This is a genomic window from Pseudomonas antarctica, from assembly GCF_900624995.1.
Classification (GTDB): Bacteria; Pseudomonadota; Gammaproteobacteria; order Pseudomonadales; family Pseudomonadaceae; genus Aquipseudomonas; species Aquipseudomonas antarctica.
On record NZ_UYXQ01000009.1, the window covers coordinates 24681 to 43534 of the forward strand.

25 protein-coding genes are annotated in these 18854 nt (G+C 55.7%); 22 read left to right on the forward strand and 3 right to left on the reverse strand.

Translation table 11 applies throughout. The features are described from left to right. Positions 1 to 7 precede the first annotated feature (7 nt). From rplN to bfr, 19 genes are all read left to right on the forward strand, one after another. Entirely contained in the window at positions 8 to 376 is a 369-nt protein-coding gene (gene rplN / locus E0F99_RS08920) for a 50S ribosomal protein L14 (protein ID WP_002555479.1), read from the forward strand. 11 nt (positions 377 to 387) lie between these two features. Further along, on the forward strand, positions 388 to 702 hold the full coding sequence (gene rplX / locus E0F99_RS08925) for a 50S ribosomal protein L24 (RefSeq protein ID WP_003176416.1): 315 nt from the start codon (positions 388 to 390) through the stop codon (positions 700 to 702). Positions 703 to 722: 20 nt separating this feature from the next. Next, on the forward strand, positions 723 to 1262 hold the full coding sequence (gene rplE / locus E0F99_RS08930) for a 50S ribosomal protein L5 (protein WP_003176415.1): 540 nt from the start codon (positions 723 to 725) through the stop codon (positions 1260 to 1262). A gap of 13 nt (positions 1263 to 1275) precedes the next feature. Continuing rightward, complete coding sequence (rpsN, locus tag E0F99_RS08935; RefSeq protein ID WP_003176414.1) at positions 1276 to 1581, forward strand: 30S ribosomal protein S14; 306 nt, start codon at positions 1276 to 1278, stop codon at positions 1579 to 1581. 208 nt (positions 1582 to 1789) lie between these two features. Then, positions 1790 to 2182 (forward strand): 30S ribosomal protein S8, encoded by a 393-nt coding sequence (gene rpsH / locus E0F99_RS08940; RefSeq protein ID WP_010566853.1) that lies wholly within the window; start codon positions 1790 to 1792, stop codon positions 2180 to 2182. A 12-nt stretch (positions 2183 to 2194) separates the two neighbouring features. Next, the gene (gene rplF / locus E0F99_RS08945) at positions 2195 to 2728 is read left to right on the forward strand and encodes a 50S ribosomal protein L6 (protein ID WP_003176412.1); all 534 of its coding nucleotides are present in this window, start codon (positions 2195 to 2197) and stop codon (positions 2726 to 2728) included. Between the two features lie 10 nt (positions 2729 to 2738). Continuing rightward, positions 2739 to 3089, forward strand: coding sequence for a 50S ribosomal protein L18 (rplR, locus tag E0F99_RS08950; RefSeq protein ID WP_003176410.1), 351 nt, complete (start codon positions 2739 to 2741; stop codon positions 3087 to 3089). Positions 3090 to 3092: 3 nt separating this feature from the next. Next, positions 3093 to 3593, forward strand: coding sequence for a 30S ribosomal protein S5 (rpsE, locus tag E0F99_RS08955; protein WP_003176409.1), 501 nt, complete (start codon positions 3093 to 3095; stop codon positions 3591 to 3593). Positions 3594 to 3595: 2 nt separating this feature from the next. Beyond that, a complete protein-coding gene (gene rpmD, locus E0F99_RS08960) occupies positions 3596 to 3772 on the forward strand; it encodes a 50S ribosomal protein L30 (protein ID WP_003176408.1) in 177 nt (58 codons plus the stop codon). A gap of 3 nt (positions 3773 to 3775) precedes the next feature. Next, positions 3776 to 4213: a 50S ribosomal protein L15 gene (gene rplO / locus E0F99_RS08965; RefSeq protein ID WP_003176407.1), complete on the forward strand. Its 438-nt coding sequence runs from the start codon at positions 3776 to 3778 to the stop codon at positions 4211 to 4213. Next, positions 4214 to 5542, forward strand: a complete 1329-nt coding sequence (gene secY, locus E0F99_RS08970; RefSeq protein WP_083356525.1) for a preprotein translocase subunit SecY — start codon at positions 4214 to 4216, stop codon at positions 5540 to 5542. It begins immediately after the preceding gene. 28 nt (positions 5543 to 5570) lie between these two features. Beyond that, the gene (gene rpmJ, locus E0F99_RS08975) at positions 5571 to 5687 is read left to right on the forward strand and encodes a 50S ribosomal protein L36 (RefSeq protein WP_002555468.1); all 117 of its coding nucleotides are present in this window, start codon (positions 5571 to 5573) and stop codon (positions 5685 to 5687) included. Between the two features lie 129 nt (positions 5688 to 5816). After that, positions 5817 to 6173 carry a 30S ribosomal protein S13 gene (gene rpsM, locus E0F99_RS08980; RefSeq protein ID WP_003210063.1) on the forward strand — a complete coding sequence of 119 codons (357 nt, stop codon included), beginning with the start codon at positions 5817 to 5819 and terminating at the stop codon, positions 6171 to 6173. Between the two features lie 30 nt (positions 6174 to 6203). Beyond that, a complete protein-coding gene (gene rpsK, locus E0F99_RS08985) occupies positions 6204 to 6593 on the forward strand; it encodes a 30S ribosomal protein S11 (protein ID WP_002555466.1) in 390 nt (129 codons plus the stop codon). 18 nt (positions 6594 to 6611) lie between these two features. Further along, positions 6612 to 7232: a 30S ribosomal protein S4 gene (gene rpsD / locus E0F99_RS08990; RefSeq protein ID WP_003210056.1), complete on the forward strand. Its 621-nt coding sequence runs from the start codon at positions 6612 to 6614 to the stop codon at positions 7230 to 7232. Positions 7233 to 7254: 22 nt separating this feature from the next. Then, positions 7255 to 8256 (forward strand): DNA-directed RNA polymerase subunit alpha, encoded by a 1002-nt coding sequence (locus E0F99_RS08995; protein ID WP_003176403.1) that lies wholly within the window; start codon positions 7255 to 7257, stop codon positions 8254 to 8256. A 41-nt stretch (positions 8257 to 8297) separates the two neighbouring features. Continuing rightward, on the forward strand, positions 8298 to 8684 hold the full coding sequence (gene rplQ, locus E0F99_RS09000) for a 50S ribosomal protein L17 (RefSeq protein WP_003176402.1): 387 nt from the start codon (positions 8298 to 8300) through the stop codon (positions 8682 to 8684). A 242-nt stretch (positions 8685 to 8926) separates the two neighbouring features. Then, positions 8927 to 10372: a catalase gene (locus E0F99_RS09005; RefSeq protein ID WP_083356526.1), complete on the forward strand. Its 1446-nt coding sequence runs from the start codon at positions 8927 to 8929 to the stop codon at positions 10370 to 10372. A gap of 155 nt (positions 10373 to 10527) precedes the next feature. Continuing rightward, positions 10528 to 10992 carry a bacterioferritin gene (gene bfr, locus E0F99_RS09010; RefSeq protein ID WP_130908744.1) on the forward strand — a complete coding sequence of 155 codons (465 nt, stop codon included), beginning with the start codon at positions 10528 to 10530 and terminating at the stop codon, positions 10990 to 10992. A 64-nt stretch (positions 10993 to 11056) separates the two neighbouring features. On the opposite strand, the gene uvrA is transcribed toward bfr, so the two are convergent. Beyond that, positions 11057 to 13891, reverse strand: a complete 2835-nt coding sequence (gene uvrA, locus E0F99_RS09015) for an excinuclease ABC subunit UvrA (protein WP_083360358.1) — start codon at positions 13889 to 13891, stop codon at positions 11057 to 11059. 178 nt (positions 13892 to 14069) lie between these two features. Between uvrA and E0F99_RS09020 the strand changes: the two genes are divergently transcribed. Further along, positions 14070 to 15464, forward strand: a complete 1395-nt coding sequence (locus E0F99_RS09020) for an MFS transporter (protein ID WP_083356528.1) — start codon at positions 14070 to 14072, stop codon at positions 15462 to 15464. Positions 15465 to 15473: 9 nt separating this feature from the next. After that, positions 15474 to 16001 carry a single-stranded DNA-binding protein gene (locus E0F99_RS09025; protein ID WP_010467282.1) on the forward strand — a complete coding sequence of 176 codons (528 nt, stop codon included), beginning with the start codon at positions 15474 to 15476 and terminating at the stop codon, positions 15999 to 16001. Positions 16002 to 16098: 97 nt separating this feature from the next. Here E0F99_RS09025 and E0F99_RS09030 read toward each other — a convergent pair whose 3' ends face one another. Beyond that, the gene (locus E0F99_RS09030) at positions 16099 to 17202 is read right to left on the reverse strand and encodes a hypothetical protein (RefSeq protein WP_083356529.1); all 1104 of its coding nucleotides are present in this window, start codon (positions 17200 to 17202) and stop codon (positions 16099 to 16101) included. Positions 17203 to 17305: 103 nt separating this feature from the next. Between E0F99_RS09030 and tam the strand changes: the two genes are divergently transcribed. Next, complete coding sequence (gene tam, locus E0F99_RS09035; protein ID WP_083356530.1) at positions 17306 to 18067, forward strand: trans-aconitate 2-methyltransferase; 762 nt, start codon at positions 17306 to 17308, stop codon at positions 18065 to 18067. A gap of 21 nt (positions 18068 to 18088) precedes the next feature. Here the strand turns inward: tam and E0F99_RS09040 are convergent, their stop codons facing one another. Then, positions 18089 to 18649 (reverse strand): cysteine hydrolase family protein, encoded by a 561-nt coding sequence (locus E0F99_RS09040; RefSeq protein WP_083356531.1) that lies wholly within the window; start codon positions 18647 to 18649, stop codon positions 18089 to 18091. Positions 18650 to 18854 lie beyond the last annotated feature (205 nt).

The window sequence follows — 18854 nt, forward strand, 5'->3', positions numbered from 1 at the left end:
AAATTATATGATTCAGACTCAATCCATGCTCGATGTGGCCGATAACAGCGGCGCTCGCCGTGTTATGTGCATCAAGGTGCTGGGTGGCTCCCATCGTCGTTACGCTGGTATCGGTGACATCATCAAAGTTACCGTGAAGGAAGCAATTCCTCGCGGTAAAGTGAAAAAAGGCCAAGTGATGACTGCTGTTGTAGTCCGCACTCGTCACGGCGTTCGCCGTGCAGATGGCTCCATTATCCGCTTTGATGGCAACGCTGCTGTTCTTTTGAACAACAAGCAAGAGCCGATCGGCACCCGTATCTTTGGGCCAGTGACCCGTGAGCTTCGTACTGAGAAGTTCATGAAGATCGTCTCGCTCGCCCCAGAAGTGCTGTAAGGAGATCCGACATGCAAAAGATTCGTCGTGACGACGAGATCATCGTGATCGCCGGCAAAGACAAAGGTAAGCGCGGTAAGGTGCTTAAGGTTCTCGCTAATAACCGTCTGGTTATTGGTGGTCTGAACCTGGTTAAGCGCCATACCAAGCCTAACCCTATGTCGGGCGTACAAGGCGGTATCGTCGAAAAAGAAGCTCCGCTGGACGCTTCTAACGTCGCCATTTTCAACGGCGAAACCAACAAGGCTGACCGCGTTGGTTTCAAAGTAGAAGATGGCAAGAAAATTCGTGTCTTCAAGTCGACCCAAAAAGCGGTTGATGCTTGAACACTGCTAGGTAGAAGACCATGGCACGACTAAAAGAGATTTACTGGAAAGAAATCGCACCGAAGCTTAAGGAAGAACTTAAGCTCTCGAACGTGATGGAAGTTCCACGCGTTACCAAAATCACCCTGAACATGGGTCTGGGCGAAGCGGTCGGTGACAAAAAAGTCATCGAGCACGCTGTTGCTGACCTGGAAAAGATCACCGGTCAAAAAGTCGTTGTGACTTATGCTCGGAAATCCATCGCTGGCTTTAAAGTCCGCGAAGGTTGGCCGATCGGCGTCAAAGTGACTCTGCGCCGTGAGCGTATGTACGAATTCCTGGATCGTCTGTTGTCGATCTCCCTGCCTCGGGTTCGCGACTTCCGCGGCCTGAATGCCAAGTCCTTCGATGGTCGTGGTAACTACAGCATGGGCGTGAAAGAGCAGATCATCTTCCCGGAAATCGACTACGACAAGATCGATGCTCTCCGCGGTCTGGACATCACCCTGACCACCACTGCCAAGAACGATGATGAAGGTCGCGCGCTGTTGCGTGCTTTCAAATTCCCGTTCCGCAACTGATTGGAGTAGGACCATGGCCAAGATGAGCATGAAAAACCGCGAGCTGAAGCGTCAGCTCACGGTTGCCAAGTACGCCAAGAAGCGTGCAGCACTGAAAGCAATCATCGTTGATCTGAACGCAAGTCCAGAAGCGCGTTGGGAAGCTACAGTTGCACTGCAGAAGCAGCCACGTGACGCAAGCGCTTCGCGCATGCGTAACCGCTGCCGCCTGACCGGTCGTCCACACGGCGTTTACCGCAAGTTCGGCCTCGGCCGTAACAAACTGCGTGAAGCGGCAATGCGTGGTGACGTACCAGGTCTGGTTAAAGCCAGCTGGTAAGTACTTTCAACGTCCTGGAGGTCTGAATCGTAAGATACTGACCGCCGGTGGCCTTGAATTTGGAACAAGCCCCTTTTGGGGCTTGTTTCATTTCTGCAGTGTGTCTAAAATACGCGGCTCGCCTGAGCCCGTGTTTTTTATGCTCGGAGATTCTCGGCGACATATGTAGCCGCAAGGCTAATTTTTTTGTATTAGGAGCGTCTAGCCCATGAGTATGCAGGACCCGTTAGCGGACATGCTAACTCGTATCCGTAATGCCCAGATGGCTGAAAAGTCCGTCGTAAGCATGCCATCTTCCAAGTTGAAGGTAGCTGTTGCCAAAGTCCTGAAAGACGAAGGCTACATTGCGGGTTATCAGATCAGCAGCGAAACCAAGCCACTGCTGTCCATCGAGCTGAAGTACTTCGAAGGCCGTTCGGTCATCGAGGAAGTGAAGCGCGTTAGCCGTCCAGGCCTGCGTCAGTACAAGTCCGCTGAAGATCTGCCGAAAGTTCGTGGCGGTCTGGGCGTGTCTATCGTCTCCACCAACAAAGGTGTGATGACGGATCGTGCTGCGCGCGCTGCCGGTGTCGGCGGCGAAGTTCTTTGCACTGTGTTCTAAGGGGGGATAAGCATGTCTCGCGTCGCTAAGAACCCCGTTAAGCTGCCAGCCGGTGTCGAAGTAAAATTCGCAGGCCAACAGCTTTCGGTGAAGGGTGCCAAGGGCACTCTTGAACTGAACATCCATTCGTCCGTTGAGATCGTTGAAGAAGCTGGTGAGCTGCGTTTCGCTGCTCGCAATGGCGATCAACAAACTCGCGCAATGGCCGGTACCACGCGTGCGTTGGTAAACAACATGGTCCAAGGCGTAAGCCAAGGCTTCGAGCGCAAGCTCCAGCTGGTCGGTGTTGGTTACAAAGCGCAAGCAAAAGGCACGGTTTTGAACCTTGCCCTTGGCTTCTCGCACCCAGTGGATTACGAACTGCCGGAAGGCATCACCGCTGAGACCCCTAGCCAAACCGATATCCTGATCAAGGGTATTGATAAGCAGCTGGTAGGTCAGGTGGCCGCTGAGATCCGCGACTTCCGTCCACCAGAGCCTTACAAAGGCAAAGGTGTGCGCTACGCGGACGAAGTCGTCCGTCGTAAAGAAGCCAAGAAGAAGTAGGGCATAGCAAATGACCGACAAAAAAGTTACTCGACTGCGTCGCGCTCGCAAAGCACGCCTGAAAATGCACGAACTCGAAGTCGTGCGTCTCTGCGTGTACCGCTCGTCGCAGCACATCTACGCCCAGGTCATCTCGGCCGACGGCAACCAAGTCCTGGCAAGCGCCTCGACTTTGGATAAAGAACTGCGTGATGGTGCCACTGGCAACATCGACGCGGCCACTAAGGTTGGCCAGCTGGTCGCTACGCGTGCTAAGGCCGCTGGCGTCTCGCAAGTGGCTTTCGACCGCTCTGGCTTCAAGTATCACGGCCGCGTGAAAGCGCTGGCTGATGCTGCTCGTGAAGCTGGGCTGGAGTTCTAAGTTATGTCAAATAACGACCAAAAGCGCGACGAAGGCTACATTGAGAAGCTGGTTCAAGTTAACCGCGTAGCCAAAACCGTTAAAGGCGGCCGTATCTTCACGTTCACCGCGTTGACCGTGGTGGGTGATGGTAAAGGGCGTGTTGGCTTCGGCCGTGGCAAGTCACGTGAAGTGCCTGCTGCGATCCAGAAGGCAATGGAAGCTGCTCGTCGCAACATGATCCAAGTTGATCTGAACGGCACCACTCTGCAGTACGCAATGAAGTCTGCCCATGGCGCTTCGAAGGTGTACATGCAGCCTGCTTCTGAAGGTACCGGTATCATCGCTGGCGGCGCTATGCGTGCTGTCCTCGAAGTTGCTGGCGTTCAGAACGTTCTGGCCAAGTGCTACGGCTCGACTAACCCGGTAAACGTGGTTCACGCCACTTTCAAAGGTTTGAAAGCTATGCAATCTCCTGAGTCCATCGCTGCTAAGCGTGGTCTGACTGTCAAGGAGATCTTCTGATCATGGCTACCGTTAAAGTAACGCTGATCAAAAGCATGACCGGCCGCATCCCTAACCACAAATTGTGTGTTAAAGGTCTGGGTCTGCGTCGCATCGGTCACACTGTAGAAGTCCAGGATACTCCCGAGAATCGCGGGATGATCAATAAGGCTTACTACATGCTGCGTGTAGAGGGTTAATCGATGAAACTCAATGATCTGAGTCCAGCGCCGGGTTCCCGTCGCGAAAAGCATCGTCCGGGCCGTGGTATCGGTAGCGGTTTGGGTAAGACGGGTGGCCGCGGCCACAAAGGTCAAACCTCCCGCTCCGGTGGCACCATCGCTCCAGGCTTTGAAGGCGGTCAACAGCCGCTGCATCGTCGCCTGCCTAAGTTCGGTTTCGTATCCCTGAAGGCCATGGATCGCGCAGAAGTGCGTCTGTCCGAGCTGGCTAAAGTGGAAGGCGACATCGTTACTGTGCAGACCCTGAAAGATGCCAACGTGATCAACGTCAACGTACAGCGTGTGAAAATCATGCTGTCCGGTGAAGTGACTCGCGCTGTCACTATCGGCAAGGGAATCGGCGCCACCAAAGGTGCGCGTTCGGCTATCGAAGCAGCTGGCGGCAAGTTCGAGGAATAAATGGCTAAGCAAGGTGCTCTCTCAGCGCTCGGCAAAGGCGGTATGTCTGAACTTTGGGCTCGTCTGCGTTTTCTGTTCCTGGCGATTATCGTCTACCGAATAGGCGCACACATCCCGGTTCCAGGTATCAACCCGGACCGACTCGCAGACCTGTTTCGACAGAATGAGGGGACCATTCTTAGCTTGTTCAACATGTTTTCTGGCGGCGCGCTGGAACGGATGAGCATCTTTGCACTGGGGATCATGCCGTACATTTCGGCATCGATCATCATGCAACTGATGACCGCCGTCAGCCCGCAGTTGGAGCAGTTGAAGAAGGAAGGTGAGGCTGGCCGTCGCAAGATTAGCCAGTACACCCGCTACGGCACTGTCGTCCTCGCCCTGGTTCAAGCTATCGGCATGTCCGTTGGCTTGGCGGGGCAGGGGATTGCGTTCACTGCTGACTTTGGCTTCTATTTCGTCGCGGTATCCACTTTTGTGGCTGGTGCGATGTTCATGATGTGGCTGGGTGAGCAGATTACTGAGCGCGGTGTTGGTAACGGTATCTCGATGTTGATTTTCGCAGGTATCGTCGCCGGTCTTCCGAGAGCAATTGGGCAGTCTTTCGAGTCTGCGCGTCAGGGTGATATCAATATCTTCGCCTTGGTTGCTATCGGTTTGCTGGCAGTAGCGATTATCGGTTTTGTGGTGTTCATTGAGCGTGGCCAGCGACGTATTGCTGTTCACTACGCCAAGCGTCAGCAGGGCCGTAAGGTCTTTGCTGCGCAGACTAGCCACTTGCCGCTGAAAGTGAATATGGCCGGCGTTATTCCGGCAATTTTCGCGAGCAGCATTTTGCTGTTTCCGGCTTCGTTGGGTACCTGGTTTGGTCAGTCTGAAAATATGGGCTGGCTGCAGGATCTCTCTCAGTCGATCGCTCCTGGTCAGCCGTTGAATATTCTGCTGTTTAGTGCAGGGATTATTTTCTTCTGCTTCTTCTATACGGCGTTGATGTTCAATCCGAAAGACGTAGCGGAAAACCTGAAGAAGTCCGGTGCCTTTATTCCGGGTATCCGTCCAGGTGAGCAGTCCGCGCGCTACATTGATGGCGTTCTGACTCGTTTGACCCTGTTCGGTGCTCTATATATGACGGCCGTGTGCTTGTTGCCCCAGTTCTTGGTGGTTGCAGCAAACGTTCCGTTCTACCTTGGCGGGACCTCGTTGCTGATCGTGGTCGTGGTTGTGATGGACTTCATGTCCCAAGTACAATCGCACCTCGTTTCGCACCAGTACGAATCCCTGATGAAGAAAGCCAACCTGAAGGGCTACGGCAGCGGCATGTTGCGCTGAGTACCCCATAAGGTTCGAGGAGTTGGTGATGAAAGTTCGTGCATCGGTGAAAAAGCTGTGCCGTAACTGCAAGATTATTCGCCGCGAAGGTGTTGTTCGAGTAATTTGCAGCGCGGAACCGCGTCACAAACAGCGCCAAGGCTGAGTGTGATCCGCTTGAAGCCCGGCAGCTAGTGCGCTGCCGGGTTGATTATTTGTTATTACAGCGATATTATCTCGCGCCCTATTTCTTGGCTTCCGGGGCGTAGGTAGCTGTCAATTGGAGTCCCACTGAATGGCCCGTATTGCAGGCGTTAACATTCCAGATAACAAGCACACTGTTATCTCGCTGACCTACATCTATGGTGTTGGTCGCACTACTGCGCAGAAAATTTGCGCAGACACTGGGGTAAACCCAGCCGCTAAGATCAAAGATCTGAGCGACGAGCAGATTGAGCTGTTGCGTGGCGAAGTGGCGAAGTTCACCACTGAAGGTGACCTGCGTCGCGAAATCAACATGAAAATCAAGCGTTTGATGGACCTCGGTTGCTACCGTGGTCTGCGTCATCGTCGTGGTCTTCCAGTACGCGGTCAGCGTACCAAGACTAACGCGCGTACCCGTAAAGGTCCGCGTAAGCCGATCCGCAAGTAATCGCCCACGCGAATCGACAGGAAATTAATCATGGCAAAACCTGCTGCTCGTCCTCGTAAAAAAGTTAAAAAGACAGTGGTTGATGGCATCGCCCACATCCATGCATCTTTTAACAACACAATCGTGACCATCACCGACCGTCAAGGTAACGCGCTTTCTTGGGCTACCTCCGGTGGTTCGGGTTTCCGCGGTTCCCGCAAGTCCACCCCGTTTGCTGCTCAAGTAGCTGCTGAACGTGCTGGCCAAGCTGCGCTGGAATATGGCCTGAAAAACCTCGACGTTAACGTCAAAGGTCCAGGTCCAGGTCGTGAGTCTGCTGTCCGTGCTTTGAACGGCTGTGGCTATAAGATCGCCAGCATCACCGACGTGACGCCAATCCCGCACAACGGGTGCCGTCCGCCGAAGAAGCGCCGCGTGTAATCCAGGAGATTGTAAAGAATGGCTCGTTACATTGGTCCAAAATGCAAACTCGCTCGTCGCGAAGGCACCGATCTCTTCCTGAAGAGCGGCGTGCGCGCGATCGAATCGAAGTGCAACATTGAAGCAGCACCTGGTATCCACGGCCAACGCCGCGGTCGCCAGTCCGATTACGGCACCCAACTGCGTGAAAAGCAGAAGGTCCGTCGTATCTACGGCGTTCTCGAGCGTCAGTTCAGCGGCTACTACAAAGAAGCTGCTGGCAAAAAAGGTGCAACCGGTGAAAACCTGCTGCAACTGCTCGAATGCCGTCTGGACAACGTTGTATACCGTATGGGCTTTGGTTCGACTCGTGCCGAATCCCGTCAGCTGGTATCGCACAAATCCGTCAGCGTAAACGGCCAAACCGTTAACGTTCCGTCTTACCAGGTTCGTGCTGGTGACGTAGTCGCGATTCGCGAGAAAGCAAAAAACCAACTTCGCATTGTCCAAGCTCTCGATCTGTGTGCCCAACGTGGCCGCGTAGAATGGGTAGAAGTAGACACTGAGAAGAAGTCGGGCGTTTTCAAGAACGTTCCTGCTCGCAGTGATCTGTCCGCCGACATCAACGAAAGCCTGATTGTCGAGCTCTACTCCAAGTAAGGGCTAGAAAATAGGTGCATCCATGCAGATTTCGGTAAATGAGTTCCTGACACCCCGCCACATTGATGTGCAGGTTGTCAGTCCAACCCGCGCCAAGATCACTCTCGAGCCTCTCGAGCGTGGTTTTGGCCACACCCTGGGCAACGCGCTGCGCCGCATCCTGTTGTCCTCAATGCCCGGCTGTGCAGTAGTCGAGGCCGAGATTGACGGTGTGCTCCACGAGTACAGCGCCATCGAAGGTGTACAGGAAGACGTAATTGAAATCCTGTTGAACCTTAAAGGTCTGGCTATCAAGCTGCACGGCCGTGACGAAGTTACGCTGACCTTGTCGAAGAAGGGTTCGGGGGTGGTTACCGCTGCCGATATTCAGCTGGATCATGATGTCGAGATCGTTAACCCCGATCACGTAATCGCTAACCTGGCGTCTAACGGCGCCCTGAACATGAAGCTCACCGTAGCTCGTGGTCGTGGTTATGAACCGGCCGACTCGCGTCAGAGCGATGAAGACGAAAGCCGCAGCATTGGTCGCTTGCAGCTTGACTCTTCGTTCAGCCCGGTTCGCCGTATCGCATACGTGGTGGAAAACGCCCGTGTCGAGCAGCGTACTAACCTGGACAAGCTGGTTATTGATCTGGAAACCAACGGTACTCTGGATCCTGAAGAGGCAATCCGCCGCGCTGCAACCATTCTGCAACAGCAGTTGGCTGCGTTCGTCGACCTCAAAGGTGACAGCGAACCAGTGGTAATCGAGCAGGAAGACGAGATCGATCCGATCCTGCTTCGCCCGGTTGACGATCTGGAACTGACTGTACGTTCGGCTAACTGCCTTAAGGCGGAAAACATTTACTACATCGGCGACCTGATTCAGCGTACCGAAGTAGAACTGTTGAAGACTCCGAACCTGGGCAAGAAATCCTTGACTGAAATCAAGGACGTTCTGGCCTCCCGCGGTCTGTCCCTCGGCATGCGCCTCGACAACTGGCCGCCTGCAAGTCTTAAGAAGGACGACAAGGCGACTGCCTGATCGTCGTAATCACCGAACGTGAGTTTGGTAAGGAATGAACCATGCGTCATCGTAAAAGTGGTCGTCACCTGAGCCGTACCAGCTCGCACCGCAAGGCCATGTTTCAAAACATGGCGGTGTCGCTGTTCGAGCACGAGCTGATCAAAACTACACTGCCGAAAGCTAAAGAACTGCGTCGCGTTGCTGAGCCGCTGATCACTTTGGCCAAGACAGACAGCCTGGCTAACCGCCGTCTGGCTTTCGACCGTACTCGTTCGAAAGCTATCGTCGGTAAGCTCTTCAACGACCTGGGCAAGCGTTACGCTACCCGTGAGGGTGGCTACCTGCGCATCCTCAAGTGCGGTTTCCGCGCTGGCGACAACGCGCCTATGGCGTACGTCGAGTTGGTTGATCGTGCTACTGCCGGCGAAGCTGTAAGCGCCGAGTAAGACGACAGTCTGCAACGAAGAACCGGGCCTAGTGCCCGGTTTTTTGTGCGCGACTGAAAAGCTGTCTATATTCCTTACGTCTCTGCCGACGCTGTTATTAAACCAATAGCTATTTGACGGGATGGTTCGTTAGTTATTTTCTATCAAAGTCCATGATTTAATGCATTTGATGGTGTCATCTTGATGGTCAATACTCCCTCCAAGCCGATGAGTCGGCAGTTCCTAGACTGACCTGAGGAAGATTGAGCATGAGTAAAATTCTTACTACCGCCAGCGGTGCGCCCGTTGCGGATAACCAGAACTCCCGGACCGCCGGCCCGCGCGGTCCCTTGCTCCTGGATGACTTTCATCTGATCGAGAAGCTTGCGCACTTCAACCGTGAAAACATCCCGGAACGCCGTGTGCACGCCAAGGGGTCGGGCGCCCACGGGACGTTCACAGTCACGCGCGATATCACCGAATACACCCGCGCCAAGCTCTTTGAATCTGTTGGCAAGAAGACGCCAACGTTCTTGCGTTTCTCCACCGTAGGTGGCGAACGTGGTTCAGCGGATACAGCTCGCGATCCGCGGGGTTTCGCTTTGAAGTTCTATACCGAAGAGGGCAACTGGGACATCGTTGGCAACAACACCCCGGTGTTCTTTATCCGCGACCCGTTGAAGTTCCCGGATTTCATCCACACCCAAAAGCGTTTGCCGCAAACCAATCTGAAAAGTGCACAGATGGTATGGGATTTCTGGTCACTGTCTCCCGAGGCGTTGCACCAGATCACCATTCTGTTCTCGGATCGTGGCACTCCAGATGGCTACCGCCATATGCACGGCTTCGGCAGTCATACCTATAGCCTGATCAACGCCAAGGGTGAACGTCACTGGGTGAAGTGGCACTACAAAACCAAGCAAGGTATTAAGAACCTGACGCCTGAGGAGGCAACCCGCATTGCCGGCACTGATCCTGATTACGCTCAGCGTGACTTGTTTAGCGCTATTGAGCGCGGAGACTTTCCCAAGTGGAGCGTCAACATCCAGATCATGACCGAGGCTCAGGCCGTTGCTCACTACGAAAACCCGTTCGATGTGACCAAAACCTGGTCACAGCAGGAGTTTCCGTTGATCGAGGTTGGCGAACTGGAATTGAACCGTAATCCGGTGAATTACTTCGCTGAAGTCGAGCAGGCGTGCTTTGGTCCAAGCAACATGGTTCCAGGTGTTGGTCTTTCGCCGGATCGCATGCTTCAAGGTCGTGTGTTCGCTTACGCGGACGCTCACCGCTATCGTGTCGGCACTAACCACCAGCAGTTGCCGGTCAATGCGCCATTAAGTCCAGTGAATAACAACCAGCGTGACGGTTCAATGTCCTTTGGTGTCGGTGGTGCGTCTCCTAACTATGAGCCAAACAGCGTCGCTGATACGCCAAAACAGGCGCCACAGTATGCTGAACCGCCTTTGGCACTGCATGGTGCGGCAGATCGTTATGATCAGCGTGAAGACACTGACTACTACAGTCACGCGGGGGCGTTGTTCCGACTGATGACCGATGATCAGAAGACGCTGCTGATCAATAACATTGCCGGTGCCATGGCCGGGGTGTCCAGCAATGTGGTGCAGCTTCAGCTCCAGCATTTTTTCAGGGCAGATCCGGCTTATGGGCAAGGGATCGCAACGGCACTGGGCGTAACGCTTAGCTGACTCTAAACGAGAAGCAGAACCGCCCTCGTTTGGGCGGTTTTTGCGTTATTTCAGCTACTTTTCTACGGAAATCTTCACTTTTCTGCCGTTAGTCCCGTGACCTCCGAGTCATCATGGTTCAAACTACAGACTTTAAAGTAGGGAGATGTAGGGCGATGCAAGGTCACCCCGACGTAATCGATTACCTCAACACGTTGCTGACGGGCGAACTGGCAGCTCGTGACCAATATTTCATCCATTCGCGTATGTACGAAGACTGGGGCTTTACTGAGCTCTACGAGCGTATCAACCACGAAATGGAAGAAGAGGCGCAGCATGCCGACGCTCTGATGCGCCGTATCCTGATGCGCGAAGGTACGCCCCGTATGCGTCCTGACGACCTGGATGTGGGCACCACGGTGCCTGACATGCTCGCAGCTGACCTTCGCCTCGAGTACAAAGTGCGTGCCGCGCTCTGCAAGGGCATCGCGTTGTGTGAGCAGCACAACGACTATGTCACTCGGGAAATCTTGCGGGTGCAGTTGAATGACACCGAAGAAGATCACACCTACTGGCTGGAAAAGCAGTTGGGCCTGATCAAGCTGGTGGGTCTGGAAAACTACCTGCAATCGCAGTTCTGATTCCTGGCATAAAAAAGCCCCTGTCACTGCGAGGTGACAGGGGCTTTTTCATGGGCCCGATAAATCAGGCTCTATCGCGTGCCAACAACGGCTTTAAGTAATAGCCAGTATGCGACTGTGGCATCTCGGAAACCTGCTCCGGCGTACCCACTGCAATGATCTGGCCACCTTTGGAGCCACCTTCCGGCCCCAGGTCCACTAGCCAGTCGGCGGTCTTGATTACGTCCAGGTTGTGTTCGATCACTACCACCGTGTTGCCGTGGTCGCGCAAGCGGTGCAGCACGTCCAGCAATTGCTGAATATCCGCAAAGTGCAGGCCCGTGGTCGGTTCATCAAGGATATACAGGGTCTTGCCGGTATCGCGCTTGGACAGCTCGCGCGACAGCTTCACGCGCTGCGCCTCACCTCCGGACAACGTTGTCGCCGATTGCCCTAGCTTGATGTACGACAGGCCCACATCCATCAACGTCTGCAGCTTGCGCGCCAGCGCTGGAACTGCGTCGAAGAACACCCGGGCCTCCTCGATGGTCATCTCCAGAGTTTCGTGGATGCTCTTGCCCTTGTACTTGATCTCCAAGGTTTCGCGGTTATAACGCTTGCTCTTGCACACGTCGCACGGCACGTAGATATCCGGCAGAAAGTGCATCTCCACCTTGATCAGGCCATCGCCCTGACAGGCTTCGCAGCGACCACCCTTGACGTTGAACGAGAACCGCCCAGGCCCATAACCCCGCGAGCGGGATTCCGGCACACCCGCGAAGAGTTCGCGTATTGGCGTGAACAAGCCGGTATAGGTTGCAGGGTTGGAGCGCGGTGTACGGCCGATCGGGCTTTGGTCGATGTCGACGACTTTGTCCAGATGCTCCAGGCCCTTGATGCTGTCATGTGCAGCCGCTTCCAGAGTGGTCGCGCCGTTCAAGGCGGTGGCACTGAGTGGGAACAACGTGTTGTTGATCAACGTTGACTTGCCCGAACCGGAAACACCGGTGACACAGGTCAGCAAGCCCAGGGGGATTTCCAGGTCGACATTGCGCAAGTTGTTGCCGCGTGCGCCCTTGAGGTGCAACGCCATCTTCTTGTTGCGTGGCGTACGCTTGGCTGGCACTTCAATCTTCACGCGGCCGGACAGGTACTTGCCGGTCAACGAGTCCGGGTGAGCCATAACTTCGGCAGGCGTGCCCTCGGCAACAATATGCCCACCGTGCACACCCGCGCCCGGGCCGATGTCGACCACATAGTCGGCCAAGCGAATCGCATCTTCGTCGTGCTCGACCACGATCACCGTGTTGCCGATGTCACGCAAATGTTTCAGCGTTCCCAGAAGGCGATCATTGTCGCGCTGGTGCAGGCCAATCGACGGTTCATCGAGAATGTACAACACGCCCACGAGGCCGGCACCAATCTGGCTGGCCAAGCGAATCCGCTGGGCTTCACCGCCAGACAAGGTATCCGCGCTACGATCCAGCGACAGGTAATCCAGGCCGACGTTAACCAGGAACTGCAGGCGCTCACGGATTTCCTTGAGGATCTTGTCGGCAATTTCCCCACGGCGTCCGGTCAGCTTGAGCCCGCCAAAATACTCACAGGCATCGCCGATCGGCAGGTTGGTCACCGCCGGCAACGTCTTCTCGCCCACCCACACATGCCGCGCCTCACGACGTAGGCGAGTGCCGCGGCAATCCGGGCATGGCTGAGTGCTGAGGAACTTGGCCAGCTCTTCGCGCACGCTCGCCGACTCAGTCTCGCGGTAGCGGCGCTCCAGGTTCGGCACGATGCCTTCGAACGGGTGCGAGCGCTTGACGATATCGCCACGGTCGTTCAGGTATTTGAAATCGACGTTCTGCGAGCCGCTGCCGTGCAGGATGACCTTTTGCTGATCCGCCGGGAGTTGGTTGAACGGCACTTCCAGGCTGAATTTGTAATGGGATGCCAATGAGCCCAGCATCTGGAAGTAGTAGACGTTACGCCTGTCCCAGCCGCGTATCGCACCTTCCGCCAGTGTCAGGTCGCCATTGACCAGCCGCTTGATGTCAAAGAACTGCTTAACCCCCAGGCCATCACAGGTCGGGCAGGCGCCGGCTGGGTTGTTGAAGGAAAACAGCTTGGGCTCCAGTTCGCTGATGGCATGGCCGCAGATCGGGCAGGCAAAGCGCGCGGAAAAGATGATCTCTTCGCCTGGCTCGTCATCCATCGGTGCGACCAGTGCAATACCGTCCGCCAGCTTCAGCGCAGTCTCAAACGATTCGGCCAGGCGTTGCTGCAAGTCGGCGCGCACCTTGAAGCGGTCGACCACCACGTCAATGGAGTGCTTCTTCTGCTTGTCGAGCTTCGGTGCTTCATCCAGCTCGTAGAGCTTGCCGTTGATGCGCGCGCGTACAAAACCTTGTGCACGCAGCTCTTCGAAGACCGAAAGATGTTCACCCTTGCGCTCGCGAATCACGGGTGCCAGCAGCATCAGCTTGGCGCCCTCCGGCTGGGCCAGTACCAGGTCGACCATCTGGCTGACGGTCTGGGCTTCCAGGGGAATATCGTGGTCCGGGCAGCGCGGAATACCCACGCGTGCATACAGCAGACGCAGGTAATCGTAGATTTCGGTAATGGTCCCCACGGTGGAGCGTGGGTTATGGGAGGTCGACTTCTGCTCGATGGAGATCGCCGGCGACAGACCTTCAATGGTGTCGACGTCGGGCTTTTCCATCATCGACAGGAATTGCCGGGCATAGGCCGACAGCGATTCCACATAGCGACGCTGGCCTTCGGCATACAACGTGTCGAAGGCCAGGGACGATTTGCCGGACCCCGACAAACCGGTGATGACGATCAGTTTGTCCCGGGGCAGGGTCAGGTCGATGTTCTTCAGGTTGTGGGTTCTAGCCCCACGAATCAGGATCTTGTCCAAGATGGCCTCGCACGGCGGGCGTAAATAATGCAGGAGTATACGGCTAAAGACTGGATGAATATACACTGTCAAAGTGCCGGGTGCAGCCTTACATGAAAGCTGCGTGGCAAAGCGCCGCATATACCCTCTCAATCGATGGGACTGGTAGAATCGCCGCCGGTTCACACGAGGTTTTTCCATGCACGATCCCCACAGCGAACGCATGAGTAGCGGCGAGACCCGAGCGGCAAGCGGTCTGGCCCTGGTGTTCGCCTTCCGTATGCTTGGCATGTTTATGGTGTTGCCGGTGCTGGCGACCTATGGAATGGATCTCGCAGGCGCGACCCCCGCCTTGATCGGCTTGGCGATTGGCGCCTATGGCCTGACCCAAGCCCTGTTTCAGATTCCGTTCGGGATCATTTCCGACCGTATCGGCCGTCGTCCGGTTATTTACCTAGGGCTTATCGTGTTCGCCCTCGGCAGCGTGCTCGCGGCGCAGTCGGATTCGATCTGGGGCGTCATAGCCGGGCGCGTCCTGCAGGGCGCCGGTGCGATTTCCGCCGCCGTCATGGCGCTGCTCTCGGACCTGACCCGCGAACAACACCGCACCAAGGCCATGGCCATGATCGGCATGACCATCGGCCTGTCGTTTGCCGTGGCCATGGTCGTCGGCCCGTTGCTGACGCGTGCGTTCGGTTTGCACGGGCTGTTTCTCGCCACCGGCGGCATGGCATTGTTCGGGATCGTGATCGTGGCCTTCATGGTGCCGCGCTCCACCGGCACCTTGCAGCACCGCGAGTCCGGCGTCGCACGCAAGGCGTTGTTGCCGACGCTCAAACACCCGGACCTGCTGCGCCTGGATTTGGGTATCTTCGTGTTGCACGCGATGCTGATGTGCAGCTTCGTCGCGCTGCCACTGGCCCTGGTGCAAAAAGCCGGGCTGCCCAAGGAGCAGCACTGGTGGGTCTACCTTACCGCGCTGCTGATCTCGTTCTTCGCCATGATCCCGTTCATCATCTACGGCGAGAAGAAACGCAAAATGAAACGAGTTCTCCTGGGCGCCGTCGCGACATTGATGCTCACTGAGCTATTCTTCTGGCAGTTCGGCGACAGCCTGCGGGCGCTGGTAATCGGCACGGTGGTGTTCTTCACCGCGTTCAACCTGCTGGAGGCCTCATTGCCTTCGCTGATCAGTAAAGTTTCACCGGCCGGTGGTAAGGGCACGGCGATGGGGGTGTATTCCACCAGCCAGTTCCTCGGCTCTGCGCTGGGCGGCATCATGGGTGGCTGGGTGTTCCAGCATGGCGGTTTGTCGGTTGTGTTCCTCGGATGCGCCGGGCTGGCTGCACTTTGGCTGGCCTTTGCTGTTACCATGCGCGAACCTCCCTACGTCACAAGTCTGCGTCTGCCGCTATCGCCCGAGGCGATCCGTGAGAGCGGTCTGGTAGAACGCCTGAAGGCCGTCGTAGGGGTAACAGATGCAGTTGTGGTCGCTGAAGAGGCGGCCATTTACATCAAATTGGACACCGAATTATTGGATCGCGCGACGCTCGAGCAACTGGTCAACCCAGTGCCGACAGCGCGCCCAGCTTAGGAGAACGTTATGGCCCGTGGGGTTAACAAAGTCATATTGGTCGGTACATGCGGCCAGGATCCCGAAGTTCGCTACTTGCCTAACGGTAACGCCGTGACCAACCTGAGTCTGGCGACCAGCGAACAGTGGACCGACAAGCAGACCGGCCAGAAGGTCGAAAAGACCGAATGGCACCGTGTGTCGATGTTCGGCAAGGTTGCAGAGATCGCCGGTGAGTACCTGCGCAAAGGTTCGCAGGTCTACATCGAAGGCAAACTGCAAACCCGCGAGTGGGAAAAAGACGGCATCAAGCGTTACACCACTGAAATCGTGGTAGACATGCAAGGCACCATGCAACTGCTGGGCGGCCGTCCACAGCAGGGCGATCAACAAGGCGGGGGCAATAACTACCAGCAGTCCGCTCCGGCCCCCCGCCAGCAGGCTCCGCGCCCGCAGCAGTCGGCACCGCAACAGTCGCGTCAGGCGCCGCCGCCACAGCAGGCTGCTCCTCAGCCGGCTCCGGATTTCGACAGCTTTGATGATGATATTCCGTTCTAAATCATCAGCCTAAGAAAAAAAGCGGACCCTGAGATCAGGTCCGCTTTTTTATGGGCACGCTAAAAAGAGCCCGGATCTTTGTAGGTGAGTTTTAGCGCTAAATTGAAGTAGCGTTTGGTTTTTCTGCGAAAAACCTTTCGATGTTTTTTTCCAGGTGATTGACCGAACTGTCGATGCGTTGAAGAAAGTTATCAATTTTTAAATGGCCCCGGTCATGCCTGTAGCGCAGCAGTTCCTTCGATACCGCGTCGACATTCATCCAATACGGCGAGGTCACTAATTCGTTTTCTCTGGTTGTGGCCAGGCGTCTCATGGTGGAACCCTCGAAAGGAGAAGAGTGAATGTCACGCGATATTCTGTACAGCTTGTGATCGTTGGTGCCCACCCAACTGTCGATCTTCAGCTTCTTTCCCGCTATTTCAATGTCGCCTTTCAGGTCTGATACGTTTGCACCGCTTAACCAGAATAGGTCCAGCGCAGCGTCGAAAGCGGAGCTTTTGCATTTTTCAAGCGTCGATTTGGGTTTGGCAAAGTTCTCTATGATGTCTTTCCTACGCTGCTTTACCGCTTGAGGTAACTGGTTTATTGCCTTTTTGCTAAGCGTCCAAAAGGCGTACTTCGCTATTTCCAACTCAAATGCACTCACCATGTCGATCATGCTGATCATGCCATGCAGATAGATCGAGAATTGAGTTTCTGGTGAGCGATTGGAGTGATTCAGTTTTACGTTTTGAATGTGTAAAAAGGCGGTATAGGCACAGCCAAAGACGAGTCTGGAACCGTCGTCAAGGTTGGTAAAAGTGACCCTTTGCTCTGCGGCATTGGCATCGTATGCGCGCTGTGTAGCCTCGTTATCGTCCTTATGGGCAGGCCAGAACTTTCTGCAAAAGCGTTCATAAGCTTGCTGGGCAGTACGGACTCGCCACTCAGGCATTTCATGAACGCCGATGCCTGAGAGCGCAACATTGCCTTCATTGAGTAGCCTGTAAAGGGGCAGTAACCCTACTCGTTCTACATCCTCAACGGTCGCCGCTTCCGTCAGGTCTTCCATCCTTTGTATTGAGCAATTATCCAGGTTTATTTGAACCAGATAGCCTGCTTGGGCCATTTGCAGCGTGTACGCCGGCGTCAACATCCGATGAGTCTCGTGGGGATGACGACAAGGCTTGATAAATTGAATGTCCCAATGTTCTTTGTTCATTTCTCTTGGGTGCCATTGGCTGAGCGCGCCTCAATCCTGGCATTTGTTCTCATGGCTCACAAGATTTAGGCTGTTGCCAACCTCAAGAAGAAGGAAAGCCGCGATGACCTGGTCAGCCAAGCAGTACACGATGTTTGAACAGCAGCGCACCCGTCCCGTCCGTGACTTGGTCGCGGCCATCCCTACTGCGGATGTGCGTGCCGCCGTCGACCTGGGCTGCGGCCCGGGCAATTCAACCGAAGTGCTGGCCGAGCGTTTTCCACAGGCACACGTCACCGGCCTGGACAGCTCCGACGATATGCTTGTCGATGCGCGCAAACGCCTACCGGCACTGAACTTCGAATTGGCGGATATCGGCGCCTGGAATCCCGCACAAAAATTCGACGTGATTCTGGCCAACGCATCCCTTCAATGGCTGGCGAACCACGCCACGCTCTATCCGCACCTGGTCAACCAACTGACGCCCGGTGGCACGCTGGCGGTGCAAACCCCGGACAACCTCGACGAGCCTGCGCACCGCCTGGCCCGCGAAATCGCGGCCGAGGGGCCGTGGGCGGCGAAGATCGGTTCGGTTAAACACAATGACCGGCATACCGCGAGCTACTATTACGAGCTGCTGAGCAAACACTGCGACACCGTTGACGTCTGGCGCACCACCTACCAACACCCGTTGGCGGACCACGCGGCCGTAGTGGAATGGTTCAAGGCTTCGGCGTTGCGGCCCTTTCTCGCACCGTTGAGCGATAGCGAGAAAGCCGCCTTCCTCCACGAATACCAGGCACGGATTACTCAGGCTTACCCAGCTCTGGGCGATGGCACCGTGTTGCTGCCATTCCCTCGCTTGTTCATCATTGCAACCCGCTGAAGTTCGGCAAACAAGTGGCGGTCATACCGCCGCTTGCGCCTTCAAGTACTCGTCCGTTGACACCACGCCCGCATAGCCAAAGGCCAGTGACGCCATATAGGCCCCATGCACCTGCGCCGCCGGAATCACTTGCCCATTGAATTCCAGATCCCGCGTGGCGCACGCGTCATGCAGTACAGTGACCTTGTAGCCCAGGTCCGCCGCCGCCCTCACCACCGCGTCGATGCACATATGACTCATGCTGCCCGCCACGACCACTTCGGTGATGGCGCGTCGCTCCAGCACCGCACGCAGATCAGTGCCGCGAAACGCATTCACAAAGTGTTTAAGCACCACCGGCTCATTCGCCTCATTCAACACCTTGGCATGCAACTGCGCGCCCTCGGAACCCGGCGTGAAAAACGGCGCGTCTTCAGCGGTGAACTCATGGCGCACATGAATGACTGCATGGCCCGCCTGACGAAAGGCCTGCAGCACCTGTGCGGCCTTGTCCGCCGCCGTGTCTACGCCTTCGAGCGGCCACTTGCCTTGTGGGAAGTAGTCGTTCTGGATGTCGATCAAGATGAGCGCTTGCTTGGCCATGCGTGTTGCCTCGTGATAGGTCGAAGGGCTCCAACATTTTAGCGGGTGCCGGGGCGAGAGCCGCGTGAGTCGTGCAGAACGCCGCGCGTTTAAAGCCGCGTCGTGCAGAATCAAGCAGGCCTACTGCCACTACTTTTCCAGTAACCGGTTGATTTAACAACCCTCCTGTTGCGCTGCGCCTTGGCTTGATCCCTGCAACCCTCTG

Coding starts and splice junctions, on each gene's coding strand:
- rplO (WP_003176407.1), top strand. CDS start 3,776: ATGAAACTCAATGATCTGAGTCCAGCGCCGGGTTCCCGTCGCGAAAAG.
- E0F99_RS09020 (WP_083356528.1), top strand. CDS start 14,070: ATGCACGATCCCCACAGCGAACGCATGAGTAGCGGCGAGACCCGAGCG.
- E0F99_RS09040 (WP_083356531.1), bottom strand. CDS start 18,649: ATGGCCAAGCAAGCGCTCATCTTGATCGACATCCAGAACGACTACTTC.
- rplN (WP_002555479.1), top strand. CDS start 8: ATGATTCAGACTCAATCCATGCTCGATGTGGCCGATAACAGCGGCGCT.
- rplR (WP_003176410.1), top strand. CDS start 2,739: ATGACCGACAAAAAAGTTACTCGACTGCGTCGCGCTCGCAAAGCACGC.
- rpsK (WP_002555466.1), top strand. CDS start 6,204: ATGGCAAAACCTGCTGCTCGTCCTCGTAAAAAAGTTAAAAAGACAGTG.
- rpsH (WP_010566853.1), top strand. CDS start 1,790: ATGAGTATGCAGGACCCGTTAGCGGACATGCTAACTCGTATCCGTAAT.
- rpsE (WP_003176409.1), top strand. CDS start 3,093: ATGTCAAATAACGACCAAAAGCGCGACGAAGGCTACATTGAGAAGCTG.
- tam (WP_083356530.1), top strand. CDS start 17,306: ATGACCTGGTCAGCCAAGCAGTACACGATGTTTGAACAGCAGCGCACC.
- E0F99_RS09025 (WP_010467282.1), top strand. CDS start 15,474: ATGGCCCGTGGGGTTAACAAAGTCATATTGGTCGGTACATGCGGCCAG.
- rpmD (WP_003176408.1), top strand. CDS start 3,596: ATGGCTACCGTTAAAGTAACGCTGATCAAAAGCATGACCGGCCGCATC.
- secY (WP_083356525.1), top strand. CDS start 4,214: ATGGCTAAGCAAGGTGCTCTCTCAGCGCTCGGCAAAGGCGGTATGTCT.
- rpsD (WP_003210056.1), top strand. CDS start 6,612: ATGGCTCGTTACATTGGTCCAAAATGCAAACTCGCTCGTCGCGAAGGC.
- rpmJ (WP_002555468.1), top strand. CDS start 5,571: ATGAAAGTTCGTGCATCGGTGAAAAAGCTGTGCCGTAACTGCAAGATT.
- E0F99_RS08995 (WP_003176403.1), top strand. CDS start 7,255: ATGCAGATTTCGGTAAATGAGTTCCTGACACCCCGCCACATTGATGTG.
- rpsN (WP_003176414.1), top strand. CDS start 1,276: ATGGCCAAGATGAGCATGAAAAACCGCGAGCTGAAGCGTCAGCTCACG.
- rpsM (WP_003210063.1), top strand. CDS start 5,817: ATGGCCCGTATTGCAGGCGTTAACATTCCAGATAACAAGCACACTGTT.
- rplE (WP_003176415.1), top strand. CDS start 723: ATGGCACGACTAAAAGAGATTTACTGGAAAGAAATCGCACCGAAGCTT.
- bfr (WP_130908744.1), top strand. CDS start 10,528: ATGCAAGGTCACCCCGACGTAATCGATTACCTCAACACGTTGCTGACG.
- rplX (WP_003176416.1), top strand. CDS start 388: ATGCAAAAGATTCGTCGTGACGACGAGATCATCGTGATCGCCGGCAAA.
- E0F99_RS09030 (WP_083356529.1), bottom strand. CDS start 17,202: ATGAACAAAGAACATTGGGACATTCAATTTATCAAGCCTTGTCGTCAT.
- rplQ (WP_003176402.1), top strand. CDS start 8,298: ATGCGTCATCGTAAAAGTGGTCGTCACCTGAGCCGTACCAGCTCGCAC.
- rplF (WP_003176412.1), top strand. CDS start 2,195: ATGTCTCGCGTCGCTAAGAACCCCGTTAAGCTGCCAGCCGGTGTCGAA.